At 40.9% G+C, this 21,823-nt stretch carries 24 protein-coding genes; 6 read left to right on the forward strand and 18 right to left on the reverse strand.

Annotated features, from left to right (window positions below; translation table 11 throughout):
• Nucleotides 1-38: 38 nt before the first annotated feature.
• The 3 genes from GKZ89_RS15730 to GKZ89_RS15740 all read right to left on the reverse strand — a co-directional run bounded on the left by GKZ89_RS15730 (nucleotide 39) and on the right by GKZ89_RS15740 (nucleotide 2,266).
• The gene (locus GKZ89_RS15730; RefSeq protein ID WP_162356957.1) at nucleotides 39-950 is read right to left on the reverse strand and encodes a WYL domain-containing protein; all 912 of its coding nucleotides are present in this window, start codon (nucleotides 948-950) and stop codon (nucleotides 39-41) included.
• A gap of 234 nt (nucleotides 951-1,184) precedes the next feature.
• Nucleotides 1,185-1,559, reverse strand: a complete 375-nt coding sequence (locus GKZ89_RS15735) for a YciI family protein (RefSeq protein ID WP_155113363.1) — start codon at nucleotides 1,557-1,559, stop codon at nucleotides 1,185-1,187.
• 128 nt (nucleotides 1,560-1,687) lie between these two features.
• Complete coding sequence (locus GKZ89_RS15740; protein ID WP_155113364.1) at nucleotides 1,688-2,266, reverse strand: LysE family translocator; 579 nt, start codon at nucleotides 2,264-2,266, stop codon at nucleotides 1,688-1,690.
• Nucleotides 2,267-2,399: 133 nt separating this feature from the next.
• On the opposite strand from GKZ89_RS15740, the gene GKZ89_RS15745 reads away from it, so the two are divergent.
• Nucleotides 2,400-3,302 (forward strand): LysR family transcriptional regulator, encoded by a 903-nt coding sequence (locus GKZ89_RS15745; protein WP_155113365.1) that lies wholly within the window; start codon nucleotides 2,400-2,402, stop codon nucleotides 3,300-3,302.
• Nucleotides 3,303-3,377: 75 nt separating this feature from the next.
• Here the strand turns inward: GKZ89_RS15745 and GKZ89_RS15750 are convergent, their stop codons facing one another.
• The 10 genes from GKZ89_RS15750 to GKZ89_RS15795 form a co-directional block, all read right to left on the reverse strand.
• The gene (locus tag GKZ89_RS15750; protein WP_155113366.1) at nucleotides 3,378-3,752 is read right to left on the reverse strand and encodes a hypothetical protein; all 375 of its coding nucleotides are present in this window, start codon (nucleotides 3,750-3,752) and stop codon (nucleotides 3,378-3,380) included.
• Between the two features lie 98 nt (nucleotides 3,753-3,850).
• Nucleotides 3,851-4,966, reverse strand: coding sequence for an Ig-like domain-containing protein (locus tag GKZ89_RS15755; RefSeq protein ID WP_155113367.1), 1,116 nt, complete (start codon nucleotides 4,964-4,966; stop codon nucleotides 3,851-3,853).
• A gap of 201 nt (nucleotides 4,967-5,167) precedes the next feature.
• Nucleotides 5,168-5,542, reverse strand: a complete 375-nt coding sequence (locus GKZ89_RS15760; RefSeq protein WP_155113368.1) for a YciI family protein — start codon at nucleotides 5,540-5,542, stop codon at nucleotides 5,168-5,170.
• A 51-nt stretch (nucleotides 5,543-5,593) separates the two neighbouring features.
• On the reverse strand, nucleotides 5,594-6,931 hold the full coding sequence (locus tag GKZ89_RS15765; RefSeq protein WP_155113369.1) for a NosD domain-containing protein: 1,338 nt from the start codon (nucleotides 6,929-6,931) through the stop codon (nucleotides 5,594-5,596).
• A 423-nt stretch (nucleotides 6,932-7,354) separates the two neighbouring features.
• On the reverse strand, nucleotides 7,355-7,975 hold the full coding sequence (locus GKZ89_RS15770; protein ID WP_155113370.1) for a DUF6037 family protein: 621 nt from the start codon (nucleotides 7,973-7,975) through the stop codon (nucleotides 7,355-7,357).
• Nucleotides 7,976-8,196: 221 nt separating this feature from the next.
• Entirely contained in the window at nucleotides 8,197-9,951 is a 1,755-nt protein-coding gene (locus GKZ89_RS15775) for a UvrD-helicase domain-containing protein (RefSeq protein WP_155113371.1), read from the reverse strand.
• A complete protein-coding gene (locus tag GKZ89_RS15780) occupies nucleotides 9,948-11,996 on the reverse strand; it encodes an ATP-dependent nuclease (protein ID WP_155113372.1) in 2,049 nt (682 codons plus the stop codon). Before GKZ89_RS15780 ends, GKZ89_RS15775 begins: the two co-directional genes overlap by 4 nt.
• 507 nt (nucleotides 11,997-12,503) lie before the next feature.
• Nucleotides 12,504-13,913, reverse strand: coding sequence for a 23S rRNA (uracil(1939)-C(5))-methyltransferase RlmD (gene rlmD, locus GKZ89_RS15785; RefSeq protein WP_155113373.1), 1,410 nt, complete (start codon nucleotides 13,911-13,913; stop codon nucleotides 12,504-12,506).
• A 1-nt stretch (nucleotide 13,914) separates the two neighbouring features.
• The gene (locus tag GKZ89_RS15790) at nucleotides 13,915-14,799 is read right to left on the reverse strand and encodes a DNA-3-methyladenine glycosylase family protein (RefSeq protein ID WP_155113374.1); all 885 of its coding nucleotides are present in this window, start codon (nucleotides 14,797-14,799) and stop codon (nucleotides 13,915-13,917) included.
• Nucleotides 14,800-15,045: 246 nt separating this feature from the next.
• Nucleotides 15,046-15,708, reverse strand: a complete 663-nt coding sequence (locus GKZ89_RS15795) for an HAD family hydrolase (RefSeq protein WP_155113375.1) — start codon at nucleotides 15,706-15,708, stop codon at nucleotides 15,046-15,048.
• Between the two features lie 382 nt (nucleotides 15,709-16,090).
• Here GKZ89_RS15795 and GKZ89_RS15800 point away from each other — a divergent pair, with 382 nt between their 5' ends.
• Complete coding sequence (locus tag GKZ89_RS15800; protein ID WP_155113376.1) at nucleotides 16,091-16,546, forward strand: DnaD domain protein; 456 nt, start codon at nucleotides 16,091-16,093, stop codon at nucleotides 16,544-16,546.
• Between the two features lie 144 nt (nucleotides 16,547-16,690).
• Here the strand turns inward: GKZ89_RS15800 and GKZ89_RS15805 are convergent, their stop codons facing one another.
• Entirely contained in the window at nucleotides 16,691-16,999 is a 309-nt protein-coding gene (locus GKZ89_RS15805) for a hypothetical protein (RefSeq protein ID WP_155113377.1), read from the reverse strand.
• A gap of 74 nt (nucleotides 17,000-17,073) precedes the next feature.
• Nucleotides 17,074-17,655, reverse strand: coding sequence for a LysE family transporter (locus tag GKZ89_RS15810; RefSeq protein WP_155113402.1), 582 nt, complete (start codon nucleotides 17,653-17,655; stop codon nucleotides 17,074-17,076).
• Between the two features lie 115 nt (nucleotides 17,656-17,770).
• On the opposite strand from GKZ89_RS15810, the gene GKZ89_RS15815 reads away from it, so the two are divergent.
• Nucleotides 17,771-18,325 (forward strand): helix-turn-helix domain-containing protein, encoded by a 555-nt coding sequence (locus GKZ89_RS15815; protein ID WP_162356960.1) that lies wholly within the window; start codon nucleotides 17,771-17,773, stop codon nucleotides 18,323-18,325.
• 53 nt (nucleotides 18,326-18,378) lie between these two features.
• On the opposite strand, the gene GKZ89_RS15820 is transcribed toward GKZ89_RS15815, so the two are convergent.
• Nucleotides 18,379-18,825, reverse strand: coding sequence for a GNAT family N-acetyltransferase (locus tag GKZ89_RS15820; protein ID WP_241680290.1), 447 nt, complete (start codon nucleotides 18,823-18,825; stop codon nucleotides 18,379-18,381).
• Between the two features lie 94 nt (nucleotides 18,826-18,919).
• Here GKZ89_RS15820 and GKZ89_RS15825 point away from each other — a divergent pair, with 94 nt between their 5' ends.
• A complete protein-coding gene (locus GKZ89_RS15825) occupies nucleotides 18,920-19,057 on the forward strand; it encodes a hypothetical protein (RefSeq protein WP_155113378.1) in 138 nt (45 codons plus the stop codon).
• A 163-nt stretch (nucleotides 19,058-19,220) separates the two neighbouring features.
• Here the strand turns inward: GKZ89_RS15825 and GKZ89_RS15830 are convergent, their stop codons facing one another.
• Together GKZ89_RS15830 and GKZ89_RS15835 are read right to left on the reverse strand one after the other, a co-directional pair.
• Entirely contained in the window at nucleotides 19,221-20,321 is a 1,101-nt protein-coding gene (locus GKZ89_RS15830) for a serine hydrolase domain-containing protein (protein WP_155113379.1), read from the reverse strand.
• Nucleotides 20,322-20,324: 3 nt separating this feature from the next.
• Complete coding sequence (locus tag GKZ89_RS15835; RefSeq protein WP_155113380.1) at nucleotides 20,325-20,651, reverse strand: winged helix-turn-helix transcriptional regulator; 327 nt, start codon at nucleotides 20,649-20,651, stop codon at nucleotides 20,325-20,327.
• Between the two features lie 110 nt (nucleotides 20,652-20,761).
• Between GKZ89_RS15835 and GKZ89_RS15840 the strand changes: the two genes are divergently transcribed.
• Both GKZ89_RS15840 and GKZ89_RS15845 read left to right on the forward strand, forming a co-directional pair.
• Nucleotides 20,762-21,256: a lactoylglutathione lyase family protein gene (locus tag GKZ89_RS15840; protein ID WP_155113381.1), complete on the forward strand. Its 495-nt coding sequence runs from the start codon at nucleotides 20,762-20,764 to the stop codon at nucleotides 21,254-21,256.
• An 89-nt stretch (nucleotides 21,257-21,345) separates the two neighbouring features.
• Nucleotides 21,346-21,822, forward strand: coding sequence for an AraC family transcriptional regulator (locus GKZ89_RS15845; protein ID WP_155113382.1), 477 nt, complete (start codon nucleotides 21,346-21,348; stop codon nucleotides 21,820-21,822).
• Nucleotide 21,823 lies beyond the last annotated feature (1 nt).

A 21,823-nucleotide genomic window follows, 5' to 3' on the forward strand; every position in this document is an offset into this window, starting at 1 on the left:
CTAGTATAAGACACGTAACCTGACAGCAATGCGTCCAGTTAGCTGAAATATTTTTGAGCCATATGTTTTATCCGTCTTCCCAACTCGGAGCGTATCTGTTTAGGTTCGATCACTTCAAGCAAACTCCCATAAGAAAGAAGGTAATTAAATATCCATTCCCCACCGGGAACATTTGCATGAATCGTGTAGGAGCCATCTTCCTCCACCGTTATATCGTCTGCATGAAAATCATCGTAAATGCGATAGGCTCCTTCACCTGCTATTTTCAGTTTGAGAGGGATCATATCTGTGTCTCTTTCATTCGAGTCTGCTTTAGCGTTTATCCTTTCCGTGTAGCCATTTACAGGAGACTTACTTATAATTGAAAGTTCATTCATACGTGTAATTTTAAAAGTTCTTACAGCATTCCGTTCAAAGCAAAATCCTTGGACATACCAAGACTTATCTTTAAATAAAAGTTTCGTTGGAGCGACTGTCCGGCTTCTTTTCTCTCCCGAAATACCAATATAGTCAAATTCAATGTGCTGCCGGTTGATTATCGCCTGTTTAAGCTGATAAAACAGCTCTTTTTGCCACTTCCCACTCCCCCACGGTGAGAAATCCACTTCAATCCAATCCACACGATCCTTCTCAAATAAACTGTTTAATTTAGATTGCACTTGATCCAGATCTGGAAACCGAACAGCAGATAAGCTCTGTAAAGCAAGCAGGATCTCATCCTGTTCCTTATCAGAAAGCAATACTTTATTTAAAGTAAACCTGTCAACTAAATACAGCCCCCCTCCTTTTCCTTGTTTTGCAAAGATAGGAATCCCGGCCTGGCTCAACGCCTCGACATCTCTATAAATGGTTCGTGTAGAAACTTCAAAATACTCCGCAAGTTCCGAAGCAGTAATTGATCCTTTTTCAAGCAAAATATATACGATATAAAACAGCCTGCTTTTCTGCACAAGATCACCTCTCATTCATGATAAGATCCATAACTCGACATTAGTGTGTCATATTATCGAAATTTGTAATGATTTCCGTGTTGAAAATCTTTACCTATAAAAAAAGACATCTATAAGATGCCTCATTACTTCGCCTATTTTTAACTTTAATTCTAACCGATCGGCTATTTTGTATTTGAACAATCAGCTGCGTACTTTTTTTGACAATAACGCTCCTGCCTTTTTTATCGTGACTCATTTATCATTCTTAAAGTAATGAACAGGACGAATTTCAATTCGCCAGTCAAACTCTTCTCCTTTGCTGACTTGCGTTGTCGGGTGAAGAGAGGCTAGTTGGATCGCTTCATCCATATTCTCTGCTTCAAAAATAAAAACGCTCCCAATCATTTCTTTTGCAGCTATATTTGGACCAACTGTTACGATTACATCACCATTCACACGGCGCAAGCTTTTAGTCTCTGACTCCAGACCCGCATCAAGCAGGACCTCACCACTATCGTAAAAATTCTCGATGTACGGCTGACATTCATCCATAACGGCTTCAATTTCTTCCCTTGGCCGTGCATCCATTTTGTCGGGATTATAATAGCCCATACATAAAAAGATCATGATCATCTCTCCTAGATCACTCAAATTATTTGTATCTACTGAGACAAAAAACCACAATTAACTAACATTTATTAAGTTCCATATAAAATGCCTTAATCCTTCTTAACTCAAAACCGTTTCATTTTGCTTCACAGAAAAATCGTAACCGCAGAGTACATCAAAAACAAACCCATCACCAGCCGGAACGGCCTGTCGTATTTGACGAAAAACGTTTTAAACAGCGAACCAAAGCCGGACCATAAGAGCAAGGCTAGCCAGCCAAGAAAAATGGATAAAAACAAATAAAAACCTACAGATTTAAGAGAATCGTTAAATGGTAAAATAAACGCACTCAGTACGGTTAGGAAAAACAAAATGCTTTTGATATTGATAAGCTGAAAGATAAATCCTGAAAGGAATGAGGTTTGCACCTCTCTGCCATCCTTCTTTGACCCCTTTGACAAGCTGACCTGCCAAGTTAAGTACAAAAGGTAGGCTGCTCCCGCCATCTTAAAATAAGGCTCCACAACTGGAATCCAGTTGTACAGACTTGTTGTAAATATTCCGCTTAATATCCCCAATACCGCAAATCCTGCCAAGATCCCGCATATAAACCGCCAAGATCCTATAAAACCAAATCTTCTCGCTTCATTCATGAGTAGGATATTACTGGGACCAGGAGTAATGGATGTAAGAATCACATAGGAGAGAAACGCTGCTATACTCATAATCTTCACCTTCTATTAGCTATTTTACGATTCACCAGCTTTATTGTATGATGAAACTATCGATTAATAAAATCGAAATTAAATTATCCATTATCATTTTTTTCGATACATCAAGCAGAAAGGAGAAAAAGGTATGGAAATCAGGCACATTCTTACGTTTCAATCGATAGTAGAAATTGGAAGCTATACAGGAGCGGCTGCAAAACTCGGATATACTCAATCCACCATCACTTCTCATATACAAGCACTGGAACATGCGATAGGCGGTGAACTTTTCACCTACACGAATCGAAATCTGCAGCTTACTCATTTGGGCAGAGAATTAATTCCTCTAGCAGAAGACTTACTTTCTGCTCACGATCAGATCAAGAGCATGAAGAGCACAAAAGAAGTGAAAGGCGTATTAAAAGTAGCTGCACCGGAGTCTCTAACCATCTCCAAATTAGCTCCCATCATCAAGGAATTCTCGCTGAACTATCCTCATGTTAAATTGATCTTAACGAACGGTACATGCAGTCAAAATCAGATGAATTTGATTAGCGGGCGGGTCGATGTAGCGCTCATGGTCTATCCGGAAGTAAAACATGAAAAATGCATACACTATTCTCTTGGGGAAGAAAGAATCGTACTTGTAAGCAGCAAGGAAGGCCCTGACCATTTAGATGAAAATAAAAAGGATGACGGCAACCACTATTTCATCACAAATGAAGAAGGCTGCAGCTACCGCACCATGTTTGAAAGGTATCTCATAAAACAAGGAATCCACCATTTTCAAACGATGGAACTTTGGAGCATCGAAGCCATTAAGCAAATTGTGATGAGCGGCCTTGGATTCTCTGCCCTGCCTTACATGACAGTCAAAGAAGAAATTCAGAGCGGCAAACTGAAAATCCTACAACACTCCGGAAATTTCGATCCATTCTATTCACATATGCTGATCAAGAAGAAAAAATGGCGTTCTCCAGCAGTAGAGGCGTTTGTTGAGGTTGTTCTGAATTCAATTGAGGATAGACAGGACGTTTATAAACTGGGATAAAGATTGGCGGCTTAAACAAAGGGGACGGTTCTATTGCTTCTGAAGCAGCAGAACCATCCTGGCACACGCAAATAGCTATCTCTTTTCTATAGCGAAACGCAAATTCGAAATAGTCCCGAGAAGCAAAAGCAACGAACATACCATTTTTTCAAAAGGTGTCCCTAGCAATTGAAGGATAAATCCAAATATCCAAAACACAACAAAAAACCAACAGATAACGGTTGTTACTCTTTTGAACGGATTAGGAATGATCCCACCGGCAAACAGCGTAAAAACTCCGCCAAAAACAGCAATAATGGCACTGATCACAGATAGCGGAACCTGAGCAGAGAAGGATTCAGACCGGCCGCCATTCACCCATGTGAAAGGAATCATGCCGTTTAGTACCAGGACATGGAGTAAGATTGTTAGAGAGTAAAAACTGATCCCCATGAAAACAGCTGTGTTCATGTTCATTTTTCTGAGGTAATCCAGCATCTAGTTTCACTCCATTTCCGTGTTGACTACCTATAAAAAAAGACATCTATAAGATGCCTCCTCATTTCCTCTTATTTAACTTTTATCTTAACCGATCTGCTATTTTTATATTTATCAGTAGTAATAACAGTCAGCTGCGTACCCTTTTTTTGAGGTTTAATAGATGCTTTGAAATATCTCTTTTTGTCTGCAGTTGCTTTTCCAATAACGGTGCTGCCCCTTTTAACGGTTATTGAGGCTCCAGATTCTGAGTATCCGGTGACAACCTTGGTTTTTGTGGTAATGTTATTCACTTTTAATGGAGGCGCTGTTCGATCCAGTACGGTCACTTTTGTCACTTTACTTGTATTCTTGCTTGCATCAGAAGCAGTAAAGGAGATGACGGTGCCTGCCTTGGTCGTTTTAATTGGCAGTTTGAATTTACCTTTACTGTCCGCTTTCCCCCTGTAAGCAGTCTTGCCATTAATCACAGCGGCAATGTTTGAATTGGCCTCAGCAGATCCTGTAATGCTGTAATCATTATCATCCACAGCATTCACTTTCGGTGCTGCAGGTGCTGTTGTATCCGGCTTTGGCTGGTTTTGAAGAGCGGCAGTAAAGACATAAGGTGTTGATGGATCTGCATCATCGGTTAAGTTCATTACCCCTGCAATATACGAACCTGCCGGCAGACTGAAAGCATATGCCCTTACATTATCAATGTCATCTTCCATTCCATCTATCGGATACAACGGGTTGCCATTTACATCGAAAAGCAAACTGATCGGCTGGATGGAACTGTATTCATCACCAGCTGAGGCAATGATCAGATCGTTCGTTTTGTTTTTCAGTTCAATGAAGTAAAAGTCAAGATCGTAGACAGAATCAAACGTTCCAACAACATAACGATTCAGAGGCAGACTGTTAGGAGTATCCATATAGTCGTTGGGTTCAATCTCATACAGGTAGTCATCGTTCATAGGATTTAGAGAGTGTGCGGCGAAGGGTTTGCTTTGTATAGGAGATGTAAGAGGCGTTTTAAGCTTCGGATTATTCGGTGTTTGGAGATATCTTTTTACAACCTCCTTCATGTTTCGATCTTCGAGATGAGTGGAAGGCTGTGCCGCTAACGCACTGCCAGGTGCCAGTAATGTTCCTGTTAAAACAATAGGGGCGACAATCACTTTTAGAGTCTTGATAATTTTCATGTATTCCTCCCATTTCCTTCAAGAAATTTCTTCCAAACAAATCTTACCCTAAATCAAGCCCCCATTCCATTACTTTCGCTCTACAAAAATCTCCAAATAGCAAGGACGATGGACTATAGGCAAAAATAAAACTACCCGTGTATTGGGTAGTCAAAATTGTACTCCATTAGTGATTACTAGAAACACCCTTCACATGGTGACTCATTTATCATTCTTAAAGTAATGAACAGGCCGGATTTCAATTCGCCAGTCAAACTCTTCCCCTTTGCTGACTTGCGTGGTCGGATGAAGAGAGGCTAGCTGGATCGCTTCATCCATACTTTCTGCTTCAAAAATAAAAACGCTGCCAATCCTTTCTTTTGTTTTTGTCAATGGACCATCTGTTGCGATTATCTTTCCATTCACACGGCGAAGGCTTTTAATCTCTGACTCCAGCCCCGCATCAAGCAGGACCTCACCACTATCATAAAAATTCTCAATGTGCGGCTGACATTCATTCATAACTTCTTCAATTTCCGCCCTTGGCCGTTCGTCCATCTTTTCAGGGTTGAAATAGCCCATACATAAAAAGATCATGAACATCTCTCCTAGATTACTCAAATTTTTTGTATCTATCAAAGAAATTATTTACGCTCTCGGCACCGGAGTCGCCCTAAACGCATTCACAGTCCTGTCCATCACAACCTGCGCATCGTTTCCTGAATCAAGAATGATATTTTGAAGCGATTCTTTTTCGACCAATACGGTTGTTACGGTTAGCGGCTCTGCTGCTTCGGTCGTGAGCAATGCTTCTACCTGCGCATCGTAGCAGGAATCGCTTGTGTTGGCATGAACCTCTGTTGCCACCACATGATTCGTGGAAATATAATTTCCATTACCCGAAACAATGCGGATGATGACAGGTGTTGCACCTTTCGGCTTGATGTTATGAATCACTTCAGAAAAGTGATTGCCAACCACAGAATTATGATGGCCGCTGATGTAGAGGAGACCATACAAATCATCCAGGCCATTGTCTATGTTCACGAAAGGAGTCCACGGTTCATGATCACGTAAAAAGTGATTGGATGAAACGAGGTTTTCCGAACAATTTCTCTTTAATACCACCATTCCCGGATAAAACGAATGAAGCCGGTTATTCGTGATACTGGAACGAGTCACACCATCCAAACAGATGCTGCTCGCACCTCGCGGGAAAATGTTGTTCGCTGTAATCAAAAGGCCGCCAAAGTTCTCAGCGTAAATGGAATAACCTTTAAAACCGGCTCCGATCAGGTTATCCGTGATTTTCGAAGCCTGCCCCCAGCCCCGCAGTTCGATGCAATTTCCGCATTCCGCTATGAAATTGTTATGAATAGACAGGGCATCTGCATGATAAATCGTGATCCCATGCTCTAAATACACAAATCCCATACCTGTAATCCGAAAGGAATCACAAGCACTTGCAACATAAATACCCGTTTTCCCGTTCGTATACGTGTTTTCCGGATTGGTCATCCCTGAACCATCTTCAATGAAATGCAAACCATCAATACAAAAGTCCGAAAACTCCACCGAACTGATTCGGGGATTCCCACTTCGTTCCACATAAAAGGCTGCACCTTTATGTTCTTCGTCATCTTCTTCCAGGGGAAGATCAACGAGTATGCGGCTCCCTCCAGGCCACAATTCATGCAAATCTGCCCATTCCTCTTCAGGAGTATTGAATCGAATACTCGAAGAAGTAAACCCATGCCCAGCCCCCATAATTTTAAGAAAACTGATATCGATCATGACCTGAGTGCTAAGATGATAATCTCCCGGCGGAATATAGATAACCGCACCCGGCTTGCCGCCTTTATTTTCATCTTTGTTTGTTTGGCGCTTTTTTATATCAGCGATTATGCTGTTTATCACTTCGCCAATATCCTCATACGGATTGCCGATTGGCCATTCTGTTACGTTGTAGTGGTTTTTACTGGGCATATATAGATTCTCCTGTCTGTTTAAGGTAATTTTGATAACGCTTACAAATGTAACCTGACTATGCGATGAGTTTTGTTCCTTTTCTCCTTTTATTGTAAAGCGCTTGAAAACCATTGGAAATTCCAAATTATTATGAATAAGTTATATATTTTTCAGGTTTCGTACATAAACAGTGGGTCTGAGGATATATGAAAGGCAACTACCCTAATCGGGTTAGTTGCCTTCTCTCATAATCAGCTACTGCACTTTACACTTTACACTCCACATGTATGACTGTATGTGGCAACAAATGAGATGGTGTTACAAGAATCAGCACGGTGATTCTTCAAGATCTTAGTTTCCCCTGAATCCTGACACGGACTTGCTATTATATACAGCGCTTAGGATATTTTCCATGTATTCAACATGGGGGTATATGAACTTTTATTTTGAGTTATTAGCCGCAAAATTCCTCAAGATTATGGGATCATCGTTTTCCTTACTTGCCTCGTTAGAATAACAAAAACTAATTCCTAATTCATTACGAAAATGTTTGAACAGTGATTCTCGTAACAATTTTGTTTTATCTGCATTAAATTCACTTCGTTCTCCACCATTTGGGTTTCTTCTTACCTTCGTACAATAAATCTTATTCGGGTCTTCCGAATCACTTTTGCTAAGAGATTGAACCATTGCAGTTTTTTCGGTTACTGAAAATTTATCAGGGACATATAAAGGAATAACACCTCCTAAACGCTCTGTGAATTGACTAAGAATATCTCCTAAATTTTCTTTATATTCTATTCCAAAATATTGACGTAAATCTTTTGAATCGGTGAGTAGTCTATGACTGTTTGCTTCTACCTTAAAATCATCTCCTAAGTTATTGGATTTCATAAAATGTAATTTTACCAAGGCGTAAGTATTTATTCTCTTTTCAGTGCCAACAAATCTCTTTACAAGTACAATATATTCAATTTTTTTGTAACTAAATATAAAACTACATATTGTCCATTTCTTACTCACCATGTCGTCTTTTAAAGATTTCAAGTTTTCAAGTGCCATAAATTCACCCTCCACTTTTCGTTCCCATCCAATCTTTACGCTCTATTTTCCCGAATCCATTCCATAGCTTAATTGATACCCTGACATCCACATCCCTTGCTAATAAGTGTATTTTAGACATTTCAAATCCAGTATAGTTACGATTTCTATATACTAGTTTTAATATTAATATTATATTATCTAATCCATTTTTTTAGCTTTCGAATGGAACGTATTGAAATTTAAACTAACTTAGGAACTTTAGATAAGTCTTCCACTTTGATATTGTATTTTTCCTCTATTAACTTTAGATGTTTCTTTTGCACTCTAGGAAAAGCAATGAACAATCTACTCTTAGCTCTGCTCAAACCAACATAATAAATCCTGTGTTCCTCATCATTTTCTATATTAGGATTAATTAGAAAATCCAACGAATTAGGGATTAATAAAACTGTTTCAAATTCGTCACCTTTTGCTTTATGAATAGTATGAATAGTACGATGTTCACTAATATCCTCTTTGAAATTTATGCATATTGAAAGATGTTTATATGAAGTAGTATTATAAAAATCTTTAGCTACACCAGCTTTGAAACCAGCCATTGGATTATGTAGTTTCAAAATATTATAGAAATCCATAATCGCTTCAGATTCATAGGTACTATATGTGTTTAATAATACCTGAAGTAACGAAATTGATTTGTTAACTTGTTCTTTCTCAGATAATCCAGTGAAAAGCATTCTCATTTTTTCTAATGCGTTTTTATAATCACCTATTCGCGCAAATTCCACTGCCTCTATAGAACTGATTATTATTCTAAGTCTAACGGAATTACTATCACACTCTTGAAATTTAATTAAAAGTTTAGAATCTATTCCATCTAAAGAAATCAACGTCTTCATTGCATTAGCTGTAGAGTTATCTCTAGAAAGTGTATGGATTACACTGTCTTCACCGTATATATCCTTAATTCTTTTATAAGCGTCTACAGTATCACCTATAAATAATGTAGGCAAATCTTCATCAACATTTTTATATTTATCTTGCATAATATCCATTCGAATTTTATTTAGCAGATCAATGATTTGGTTTGAACTACGTCTATTTTCAAGGATTTGATATTCTGCCATGTTTTCTAATTGGAACTTTTTAAATTCTTCAATGTTTGCACCTTGAAAGGCATAAATAGACTGAGCAGGATCACCTATAACACCAACTATTGATTCTTCGTCTGCTATCAACTTTATAATTTTAGTTTGGATAGGATTTGTATCTTGAACTTCATCTAAGAAGAAGTACGGAAATTTTGCTCTTAAGACTTTTAATATAAATGGATTCCTTGTAATTAGTACATAACTAAAGAACAAGATATCATCGTGATCAATCTTACCTCTTGCCCAATTTAATTTTTTATAGCTAAGTAAATCATCTTCTAAAATTCTCGCCACTTTACTTATAGACCCTGCTTTATCTTTTTTACCAACTAACTCAAGGTGCCCGTAAGTATTAAACTTATATTCTATATTGGAAAGCCACACCCACAAAGATTTTTTTTTATCATCTATAAATTGTAATTGTCTTACTGTATTAGGGTGCTTCAAATCAGTTCTACGACTATGATTTTCTAACCAATTTTCAACAATAGAACGTTGAGGAAACACAGTCTCATGTCCATTAATCTTTTCTACATTCACATTAAATTCATTAGCTATTAAAAATAAATACGGCTTAATAACATGTTTATACAAGAAACTATGAATCGTTGAAATTTCTACTCTATTAGCTATACTAGTACCTAGCCTTTTCATAATCGTTTCAACAGCGACATTTGTATATGTAATACAGGCTATTTTACGAGTTTTTTCTAATCGCAAAGATCCTTTAACTGTATTTTTAATATGGTTGACTAACCAGTGCGTTTTACCTGCACCTGGCCCGGCCGTAACTTTAAAATGTTGTTCTAATCCAATACAATTGCTAGATGAAATTGTAATCAATTTTTACACACCCACTCAATAGCTTCTTTAATATAGTCTGGTACCATAAAGTCTTTATAAGCTTCCGTACCTCGTTTAGCCAGATTGCTTTCCAATACATATGCTAATTCCAAAGCATTAACACCTTTACCAACTGAATTTAAATATCTAGCAGCTATTAATGCAATTTTTTTTTCATCATCTTTCCAATCTAAATATCCTTGTTTTAAGGCATTTATAATTCTAGCGTTTTCTTTTGAATTACTTAATAGACTATAAAGCTCATCAATTCCTTTTCCTTCCTTATATAGTTCCATCATATCTTTTATTTCTTCTTTGTTTGACATTGAATCAGTTACTAATTCTTTAAGTGTTGGGTTGTAACATGCTAATTCATATTCAAGGGTTTTACCTTTCATTTCATCTTGCAAATAGAATTTTATATTAGGTGGACATTCTAATCCTTGCTCATTAATTTTATATTCGTATTTTGAAGGCTCTATATTCATTTCAAATGGATAGCATTTTTTATAAGACCCTTTCTCAATTGTAAGGTCTTTTCTTTCTGGGTCCCTATCAGTAATACAAACTACTTTTCTATTTATTGCAGCTGGATTATTAGTGTTAAATAGATTTAAAAAATGATCAAAGTATTTTCCGCCTACATTTATTACTGCAACATGATTATCTTCTAGAGACATCCCTACATATTCGGCAAAAATAGACATTAATAATTGCTCCGCTAATCCTTCTACCAAAATAAGTCTTTCAGCAAAAAGCATATTAGATTTTGTAGCGTCTAAAAATCTTTGTACATACTTTTTACTTTCTTCGTTAGTTCCAAAAACCTTACCTGGATAACTAACTTGCGTTTCATAATCGGCCTTATATAAACAAATTAATTCGTCTAGACTTAATGCTCCCGTTATATGAGTTGAGTGGGTTGATACGAATATTTGACGTACTTTTGTATCTCTTAAATTCTGTTTTAAAAACTTTAATAGCTGCCTTTGCATTGAAGGATGTAAATGCGCTTCTGGCTCTTCTATTACAAGCATCGGAAAAACTTTAGCGTTATTTCCTAAAAACGTTTCGCTGGCATTCACTTGCATTTTTGCCAATAATAAAGACATGAAAATCAAATTATTATATCCAAGTCCATTATGTGTTATAGGCAACTGAATTCCTGTTTGATATTCAACAATTAGTTTAAGAGCTGAATAAAGTTCAATATCTGTGATGCTACCTGCAAAATTTGGCTCTGCATTATCGAAAGAGGCACCTATATCTTTTGAATAGGATAAAATTTGTTTCTTTCCTTCTGCCATCCTTTCATTCAATGAGTCCATTAAATTCCTTGCTTGCTCTTCAAATTTCCTTTTTTCGTCTTTGATTTTCAGTCTTTTACCATCGTCATCTAAGCCTTCATTAGATTTAATATCAAAGTCCATAAAGAATTCCAAAACGTTCTTTAATAGTGTATTTTTACCACTAAACATGTCCCTTTCGACATCCCTAATGGCATCTAAAAATTGAAAGTCGAACTTCTTCAAGTACTCGCCATCTACTGTAATTTGATTATCTAACTTTCCACCATAAATTTTGTATGTATATAAACGCAAAAAATTTCTATCTATAATCTCCCACGCTTCTAGTATAGAAGTTGTAGTAGATAGCATTCTTTCGTAATCCTCGTGGTGTTTAAGTGGGAGACAATATTCATAATGTATTTTTGCCTCATACGGCTCTTCCAACTTGGTTAGCCATTGACTTAGAACGACTAAGTCATCACCCATTAGATCTTCTTTCTCTTCTTGAGTAAGGGTGATTGAAATATTAACACTAGGCGGCTGAACTTTTAATTCTTCTAACGGAATGGTTTTATTAAAGTCATCTATAGTTAAATTCTTTTTTGTAGATGGATTAAATATCAATGCCATAGCCTTTAGTAAATTGGATTTCCCAGCATTATTATGACCGATAATTACGTTTATACCCTCGTTAAATTCAATTATGTTGGACCTGAAATTTTTATAATTTTTAACTTCTATATTAGAAATGTACATTCCTTCTAACATCTCCTTTTTAATATTCCACTTTTATTATAAATCACTTTGTAAATAAATGGTTATAAATAAAAGGAAGCATATCTTAGTTCCCTAAGACATGCTCCACTAATATTGCACACTGTATTTTGCAAGCTAAATTTGGTTCTTACGCAAGAATAGCGGTAGGAGTCCATTAATACTATCTGGATATAGTAATCAATGACGCCATCTAGTAAACCTCTCGAACTGATACTTAAAGAAACCACGCAATTGACATAAGTTTTTCTTAGCAAGCCATGTGCGGTCTGCCACATATCCATAATACCAATAAATTAGTAACCGAAAAAATATTTACATCAAACTTCAGTTTCGTAGTTTACTTATTGGACAGAAAAAAGTCTATAATCAATTTCATTTTAAAAGTGGTCTTGTGAAAACCGCACTTGCCAAACAGATGATCAATTTACATCAAGGATTGCTTTGGAAAACTATTGCAGGAACAAAAGAAGGCAATAGCCATTCGGGTTAATTGCCTTCTTCCAAAACAAGTTGCACCACACACTCCACATGCGCCGTCTGCGGAAACATATCCACCGGCTGCATATACTCCACCTTATATTCCTTAGCCAAGTACTCCAAATCCTTCGCAAGAGTAGATGGATTACAGCTCACATAGATAAATTTCTTCGGTTTTACTTTCTTGATTGTATCCAGCAGTGTCCGGTCACAGCCGGTTCTTGGCGGATCGACGACGACTACGTCTGGTTTCCAGCCTTCTTTCGTCCACTTCGGGAGCCAGTGTTCGGCGGTGCCGGTGACGTAGGTGGCGTTGATGTTGTGGTTTTTGGCGTTTTTATTGGCGTCCTGGATGGAGGCTTCGATGACGTCCATGCCTCGGATTTCTTTGGCGCCGTCGGCGAGCCAAAGGCCGATTGTTCCGACTCCGCAGTAGGCGTCGGCGATTTTTTCTTTACCGGTCAGTGCGGCTGCGTTTTTGACTTCGTTGTAGAGCTTGTTTGTCTGCTCCGGGTTCAGCTGGAAGAACGCTCTTGGCGACAGGCCGAAGGAGAGAGCACCGAGTTTTTCGTCGATCGTGTCTTTCCCTTTCAGCTTGACGGACTTGTCCCCGAAGATCATTGAGTTTTTGCCCGGATTAATGTTTTGCACGATTGATTTGACGTCCGGGTGGCGCTTCATGATTTCATCCGCAATCAGGTCTTTCCTCGGAAAGGCCTCTTTTTCCGTGACGATGACGACCTGCACCTCGCCTGTCTCGATGCCGGCACGGGTGACGATGTTTTTCACGAGCCCCTGGCGCTTCCGTTCATCATATGGCTCTACCTTGAAATCTTGCAGGATCTGCTTGACGCCCTGCGTGGCGCGGTCAGTGGCAGGTGTCTGCACCATGCAGTGGTCGATGGCGACGAGCTGGTGGGTGTTCAGTCCATACAGTCCCGCGACTACCTTGCCGTTTTGTTTGCCGACCTGGAACTGGCTCTTGTTCCGGTATTCCCATGGGTTGTCCATACCGATCGTCGGGCGGATCTCAAGCTTGGACAGGTCGAATTTCGTATGGCGTTCGAGTGCCTGGATCAGGATATCGCGCTTTTCCTTCAGCTGCTGCTGGTAGTCGAGATGCTGCAGCTGGCAGCCGCCGCATTTGCCGAAATACGGACACGGCGCTTTGACCCGGTGAGGGGATGCTTTCCGGATTTTCTTAATTTCCGCTTCGGCGAACTTCGCATGAAGCTTCGTTACTTTCGCGACGACCTCTTCGCCGGGCAGGGCGCCGTATACGAAGACGACCTGCTTTTTGAAATAGCCGACTCCCTCGCCGTTGATGCCGAGGCGTTTTATCGTTAGTGGAAAGGTCTGTCCCATTTCCATCGTGATGCCGGACTGCTGTTTTGGTTGATGTGTACGCTTGTTGTTCATGCTAACGCTCCGTTCTTTTTTCGATGCTGCGCCACAGGTAAAGGGACGCATAGCTTAAATAAGGCTCCCACTCCCTGCTGAAGGCGAGCATTTCTTCCTTTGTCGGCTTCGCATCCATCTGGAAATGCTGCTTCAGTGCATTCTGGATGCCGATATCGGCGAGTGGAAACAGATTCGGGCGGCCGAGGCCGAACAGCAGGATGTTCTGCACGGTCCACGGTCCGATTCCTTTTATTTTAATGAGTTGCTCATAAATTTCGTCGTCAGTTTGGTTGTGCATGTTATCGAGATCAATTTCGCCGTTTGCGACGAGTGCGGATATGGAGGTGATGTACTCCGCTTTCCGTCCGCTGAACTGCAGCTCACGGAGCTCCGTCACCGGGATGGCGGCAGCTTTTTCCGGATGGGGGTAAAACCAGACCCCGTCCACCTCTTCCCCGTATGTCTGCACGAACCGCTTCGTCAGCGTCATCGCGAACGCCATGTTAAGCTGCTGGTGGATGATGCATTTAATGAGGCTTCCGTACAGGCTGAAATCCAGAACGAGCGGCGTGCCTTCGTGCTCTGCGAAAATTTCAGCGATCGTTGACGGCTTAAAATGCTCCGCCACTGCTTGAAGCTGCAAGTCCCACTGGAAGATCCGGCGAACCTCCGCCATCGCTTCTTCTTTGACCGCCTCCGTCCTGCCGGTCACGGTAAAAGCCGGCTCCTGCTTCGTCCCCGTTGCCTGAACGGTAACCACATGCGGCTCAAAGCCGTTCAGCCGCAGCGGAACCTTCACATACCGCTCCGCCAAATCCAGCACATTCATCGAATCAATCGAAAGCCGCTCCAGCACCCGGTCAAAATCATAAGGCGCCGCCACCTGAACCTGTTCCTGCCACATCCAAAACCCCTCTTTTCGCGCGTGAAATGGTGATTGTATTATAGCATAGTTGGGAGGTGGTCTAAAAATTCGGGGGCACGAAGCTTCGGAAGTGTCGAATCCTCCCGAAAAATCGATATTCGGCGATTTTCGGAGATATAATTTTATTTTCGGAGATATAACTGGATTTTAGAAGATATATGGAAATTTCCGGAGATAAATCGGTTTTATCGGAGATATCCGGCGGGACGGAGCCAGATAGCCCTGCTAAGCTGAGCCCGCGATAATGAAAGGTATTTCCGCCAAATCTTCTATTATAAAATCCGCTTCTACATGGCTCCACTGGACATCTTTTTTCCAAATCCCCTTCATACCCACATTCCGGGCAGCTTTCACATCATTGTCCGGATGGTCGCCAACAAATACACATTGCTCCGCCAGGACGTTAAGCCGCTCAGCAGCCCGCTTAAATAGTTGAGGATCCGGCTTCTTCAACCCTTCCCACTCCGAAACCAAAATCACATCAAAATACGGCTCAATCCCGAGAGCCTTTATATTATCCATCTGAAATTGGCCATATCCGTTCGAGATGATGCCAAGCAGGATCCCCATGCTTTTCAGCTCTACCAGCATGGAAGTGAGATGGGCAAAAGGAACACAGTGATGCCTAAACTCATTTTTGTAATCCTGAAGAAGTTCCTCCGAAGTCAGATCCACTATACAAAACTCTTCAACTAACTGCTGATACACTTTATCCTTCCAGACGTAACCGCGCTGATCCAGTTCGATAAACCTGTTGATGTACGTCTCTTTAGGAATGTGCCCCACCTGGTTCTGTAACCTTTCGTATTGCCTGGCAACAAATGCTTTTACGGATTCATCCCGGTTTAGTAAGGTTCCATCCAGGTCGAAAAGAGCGGTTTTTATCATCTGAACACTTCCCTTTCATCTTAAGCTGTCACTTTTGGTTGGCTTTGTTCGTTTTGTGTAAGCAATTGTTAGAATAATTCTTGTAATGTATTAATAGATTTAGTGTATAACCATCAAAGGGAGGATAAGCTATGAAAAAGGTAGTAATCACTATTATAGTAACCCTTGTAATACTAAATATATTGTATTTTCTTACCACAAATCCTCTATAATCATAGTTTATGCCTCTCTATGGGGCTTTTTTTGTTTGTCTTTTTTTTTAAGATAGCAACACCATGCAAAAACAGACTGCTCCTTTCTCCATATGGCACTATCATGCAGAAGGGATAGTTGAACACTGCATCGAATTATTCGTTAACACCAAACATGAAAGGTGAAACGGATGAAAGAAAATAACAAAAATCGAACAGTCCAAGGTGAGACACCGGAAGAACGGTTTAAAGAGCTGCATGGAACGACGATTGAAGAGTGGCATGAACAGCAGTTCAAAGCCAAAACGGGAATGTCTTCAGAAGAGTGGTATATAAACAAAGTGAAATCCTCAACCCCTATTGACTTTATCGAAGAACATTACGGGATCATTACCGAGGATGATCGTAAGCTTATAAAAGATTTGCAGACAATGGGGTTAAACGATGAAGTCATTTATGTACTGCTCGATTATGAGAATATTTTCAGCAGCATTGGAAGGGTTCACCTATTGGTAAAAGAAATGGGCGAGCATTGGCTGAAGGAGAACATCAATACAATTGAAAAGGCAATTGCTTACGTGAAGGAACAGCAAAGAAAGGAACGGGCTTCTAATGCATCGATCCTCAAGCTTGATACCCTGAAATAGAGTTTTGACGAATCCTCCCGAAAAATCGATATGCAGCGATTTTCGGAGATAAAATTTTATTTTCGGAGATATATCAGCAGTTTCGATGATATATGGAAATTTCCGGAGACAACCCGGTTTTTTCGAAGATATCCCTGTCCAAGATTACAAACTCTCCCCTTTTTCCTTCGGTTTTCGCAGCATAGCGATAAAAAACACGATGCATCCGATCAGGAATAGGAGTGGAATTGCCTGAATGAACAGGATTCCAATGATGAATTCTCTTACTCCGCTTCCTGGTGCATCTGTTGCCATTACCCCAATAAACAGGGATACCGGGATGACCAGAATGTTCACTCCAATCCCTACTAACAATAACACCGTTCCTTTTACCCAATTAGGAACTTTTTTACTGATTAAAAGAAAAATCAAACCGAATACTGCTAGAAAGCCTAGAATCACGATAGCGGTCATTGTTTCATCCTTCTCTTTTTCTTCAATATTACCATTATATCCCTAAACAAAAACAGACCTTCATCAGGTCTGCTTTAAACTAAAATGCTCACCGCACTATACATCAACAGCAGCGCCATCAACACATTAAACTGCATCCGGTATTGCTGCAGGAATTTCTGGAAAACTGCTCCAAAGAAGGCCCATAGGATAGTTGCCAGAAAACCGAGGAAGGCCAGGAAGAGCGAGAAGAACAGGAAGCTTGCGGGTGATGCGTAGTATGGCAGGATAAAGGTTGAGATGACGGTGATTCCGTACAGGATCAGCTTCGGGTTGATGAACTGGAGCATCATGCCGGCGGTGAAGCTGATGTTTTTCGGGTTCGAGTCATTTTTTGATCCCGGTTTGCTTTTCAGGATCTGAAAGGCGAGGTAAAGCATGTAAGCGGAACCAATGATGGTCATGAAAAATTCGACTTTTGGCAGGTATGTACCAAGCAGCATGTTGAACGAACTGCAGGCGAGCAGGATCAGGAAACAGCCGGCTCCGACGCCGAGGCAGAATTTGAAGGTCCGTTTGAAACCGTATTGGTTGGCGAATGCCATTGCCATAATGTTATTGGGGCCTGGGGTAAAGGACGTTACAAAGGCAAAAAGAAGAAAAGAAACGACTGACAAAATCTTCATCCCCCTCTAGATGTGTGTTAAAATGACTAAAACGGTCACTATAACGATTACTACATATTGTACATTATAGTCGTTATATTGTACATCATTATATAGGAGTGTTTTTGTGGAGGAATTAAATCTCATTCTCGCAAGGAATTTGAAGGCGATCCGGGAGCAGCACAATCTAAGTCTCGAACGCGTGGCGGAGCTGACCGGCGTCAGCAAAACGATGATCGGCCAGATCGAGCGCGGCGGATCAAGCCCGACCATTACAACCGTATGGAAAATCGCAAACGGACTGAAGGTGTCCTTCTCCTCCCTCATCCACCAGCAGCAGCCCGACACGGAGGTCGTCAAAAAAGACAGCGTGAACATGCTGTCCATTGATAAAGGAAGGTACCGCGTATTCCCTTACTTTCCATTTGAAGATGAACGGCGCTTTGAAATGTACAGCGTGGAGATTGATCCCGAGGGCTACCTCGATTCTGAATCCCACAACCCCGGGACAGAGGAATTCATCACCGTGTTCGACGGCGAGCTAACGGTGAGGATCAAGCAGAACGAACACACGATCAAAGCCGGCGACTCCATCCGCTTCAAAGCCGATGGACCGCACAGCTACCATAATGACGGGGAGACACCCGTGCGGCTGAGCATGGTGATCTATTATCCGGAATGAGAGTGCACTAAAAAGCAGCAAGGAAAACGATGGCCGTTCTCCTTGCTGCTTTTTTATAAAGTAAGCTCTTTTTCGAGGACAATCTTTCGCTGTCCCTTTTCATCTGTATAAACATCGATAATATCAAACCCGCTTTTTATATTCAAAACCAGCATACTGCGCCACTTGTTCATCGTTTTAGTCTGAACCACCGTGTAGCCTTTCTCCTTTAAATAGTGATGCTGCTTCTCCATTAATCGAGAGGCTATCCCCCGCTTTCTATAATCAGCATCTATACCGCCAAGCCAGCTATAGAATGTATGCTGGTCAAGCTCATACCCGAGCTTGTATCCAACCACTTTTTCCCCATCCATTGCAGCCATGATCAGCAAATTGGGTTTACTCCGCATTTTTTGAACCAAATTATCTGATGATCCAAAGACCTCCTTATGAAGTTTTAAGATGGCATCCAATTCTTTCGTTTCATCTATTGAATCGCGGATCATTATTTCATACTTCATGTGGCTTTACCCCTTTCAAATTCTATTTCCTACTGAGAAATAGCGGCCCTGGAGACCGTTTCCATGCTTTCCGGTCTCAGGAGACGCTATTTTAATGAAAACGAGCCATTTTCTCCCGAACGGTCTCAGCGGACGTTATTTTCTTAGATTGAGCGGATTTTCACTCGGAAACCGGCAAATAGCTGCATCTGAGACCGATTTTTTGAAAAAGCAGGCTTTTGGAGCGAAATAGCGGCCCTGAAGACCGGCTGCAGTCCTATAAGTGACTTTTTTAGAAAGGAAACGCTGCAAAGCAAACAGGGGCTAAACAGGTAATAATCTAAAACATTTTACTATAGAGCCAAAATACAATAGCAGGAACTTAACTTTATTAAGGCCCTGCATTTCTACTCTTACTAAGATTGCGCATGATTCAATAAAGGTTTTAAGGAATAATAGACTTCACCAATTAGACCCTTCAATTGATGAACTCCTGAATCTGTATTTGTCATGATGATCATGCCGTTTCCTAGATATGGATAGGCTGCCATCATACATTGAAACCCTTTTCCCCAGCCAAATGACGAGATTTCAATTTCTTTGCCTGAACCGTCCAAGAACACTCCAAGTCCAGTCCAGCTTTTACATCCTTGGGCGCTAATCATTTCTTTTACACTGTTTGCAGAAATCCCAACTCTGCTTTTATTATGGAGTGCATTTATTGTTTCAAGAATGAATTGAGATAAGTCTGCAGTAGTGGTCCAAAGTCCAGAAGCTGCGGGATAAGGATAGATTGGATATTTTCCTTCTGTCACTTCACCTTCCTTGTTATGGCCAGAAGAAACATTCATGTTGATCTCTTCAGAGGTATTTTGTAAAAATGTGCTGTTTGTCATTTTTAAAGGATCAAACAGCAGTTCCTTAACAACCTTTATAAAAGAGTTCCCAGTCACATCCTCTATCAATTGCTGAATCATACAAAATCCTGCATCCGAATAGTAAAAATCGCTCTCTGGCTGATATTTCACGTCTATCGGTGTTTCACAGTATGGCGTCGTTCCCAATATTTCTGCCATTGAAGGTATCCCTATATTGGCGTTCAGCTCCATAAAACTTCCTTCAGGGTCCATTACTCCGGATTGATGGCTAAGCAAGTTTCGTAAGGTTATTCCTTTTTTATCCTTCGAATTATTGTAGGGGTACTTCCACGATTTTAATCGTGTATTCACATCCTCATCTAAATCGAGGAAACCCTCATCTGTTAACTTCAACGCAAGTAATGCTGTTACAAACTTACTGATTGAACAAGCATTGAAAACAGAATGATTGTCCACTTTGTTGTCGCTTCCTGCTTCTAACAGCCCGTGATTTTCTATTCCGCTAATTTGACCGCTTTCGATTACTGAAACGCTTAAACCATTAATGTTATGATGATTCATCCGCTCTTTGATAAAGTTATATGAGATGGAAACATAGCAACTCCTCACGTTTTCAAGACATCGATACGCATCTGTCATTGTTTATTCTTGCTCCGTCCCCCACCGGTGCATCTCCCTCAGCACCGGCATCAGCGTCTTCCCAAGCTCGGTCATGCTATATTCAACCTTCGGCGGAACGGTTTCGTATTGAATCCGGCTGATCAGCCCGTCTTCCTCGAGCTCTTTCAGCTGCCCGCTCATTACTTTATCGGCGACGCCGGGCATGAGGGCGCGGATCTCGTTGTAGCGCAATGTGCCGTCCACTCCGAGATGCCAGAGGATCACCGTCTTCCACTTCCCTCCGATTTTCCTCAATGTATATTCAATCGAGCATTTCAGCTTTCCGTCTTCATTTACCTGCACAGTCATACACGTCCTTTCTTACCTCTAGGTAAGTTTCCCACAAAAAAGTGCCTTCTTACTAAAATTTCTGCCGCTGTCTATAATAAAACCATACTCAATCTCAAGGAGGAAATTCAATGCTTCCGTATCCTAAATCTTTTTCACATATTGGCCTGTCTGTTCCTGATCTGGACAAGGCTGTTCAATTTTATACCGAGGTGCTCGGCTGGTATGTCATCATGGAGCCGTCTGATGTCGAGAACGACGACTCACCTGTGGGGCAAATGTGCCGCGACGTGTTCGGCAATGACTGGGACAAATTCCGCATCGCCCATCTCGCAACCGGAGATAAAATTGGGATCGAACTGTTCGAATTCCCGCAAAACGAGAAGCCGGAAAACAACTTCGAATTCTGGAAAACCGGCATCTTCCACTTCTGCGTCCAGGACCCGGACATCGAAGGCCTTGTTGAAAAAATCAAAGCCCACGGCGGCAAGCAGCGCATGCCGATCCGCGAATACTACCCGGGTGACAAACCATACAAAATGGTCTACGTCGAAGATCCATTCGGCAACATCTTCGAGATCTATACGCACAGCTATGAGCTGACGTATTCGCAAGGGGCGTATTAAATTTACGAGCAGTCCAATATGGGCTGCTTTTTTTCAACTTCCTCATTGGATATTTATGTTAAAATCATAACCAGAATGGGGGAAATCAAATGAAGGTCATGCTAAAAGAAATGCCGCAATCCGAAGTTGCATACATACGCCGTACCGGAAGTTACTTCGAACCGCAGGAGCATTGGGGGAAATTGATTCATTGGGCCATCAGCAACGGGCTGTATCCGCCCGCCCAATCGTTTATCGGAATCTCACTGGATAACCCGGACACAGTTGAAGCCACAAACTGCCGTCACGACGCGTGCGTGACGATTCCGGAAAGCTTTGAAAAAGAAAAGCATCCAGACATGCAGTTCATGCGGCTGGATGGCGGTCAGTATGCCGTTTACTCTTTTTATGATGCTCCAGATCAGCTGAATCAGGCTTATCAGTATGTTTTTGGAGAATGGCTGCCGGACAGTGAGTATGAGGCAGACCCAAAGAGGCCCACACTCGAATACAACCTGAACAACCCTGCAGAGGATCCGGAAGGGAAATGCAAAGTGGACTTATATGTACCTGTGGCAGCTAAATGAG

Source organism: Metabacillus mangrovi, from assembly GCF_009711125.1.
GTDB classification, from domain to species: domain Bacteria; phylum Bacillota; class Bacilli; order Bacillales; family Bacillaceae; genus Metabacillus_B; species Metabacillus_B mangrovi.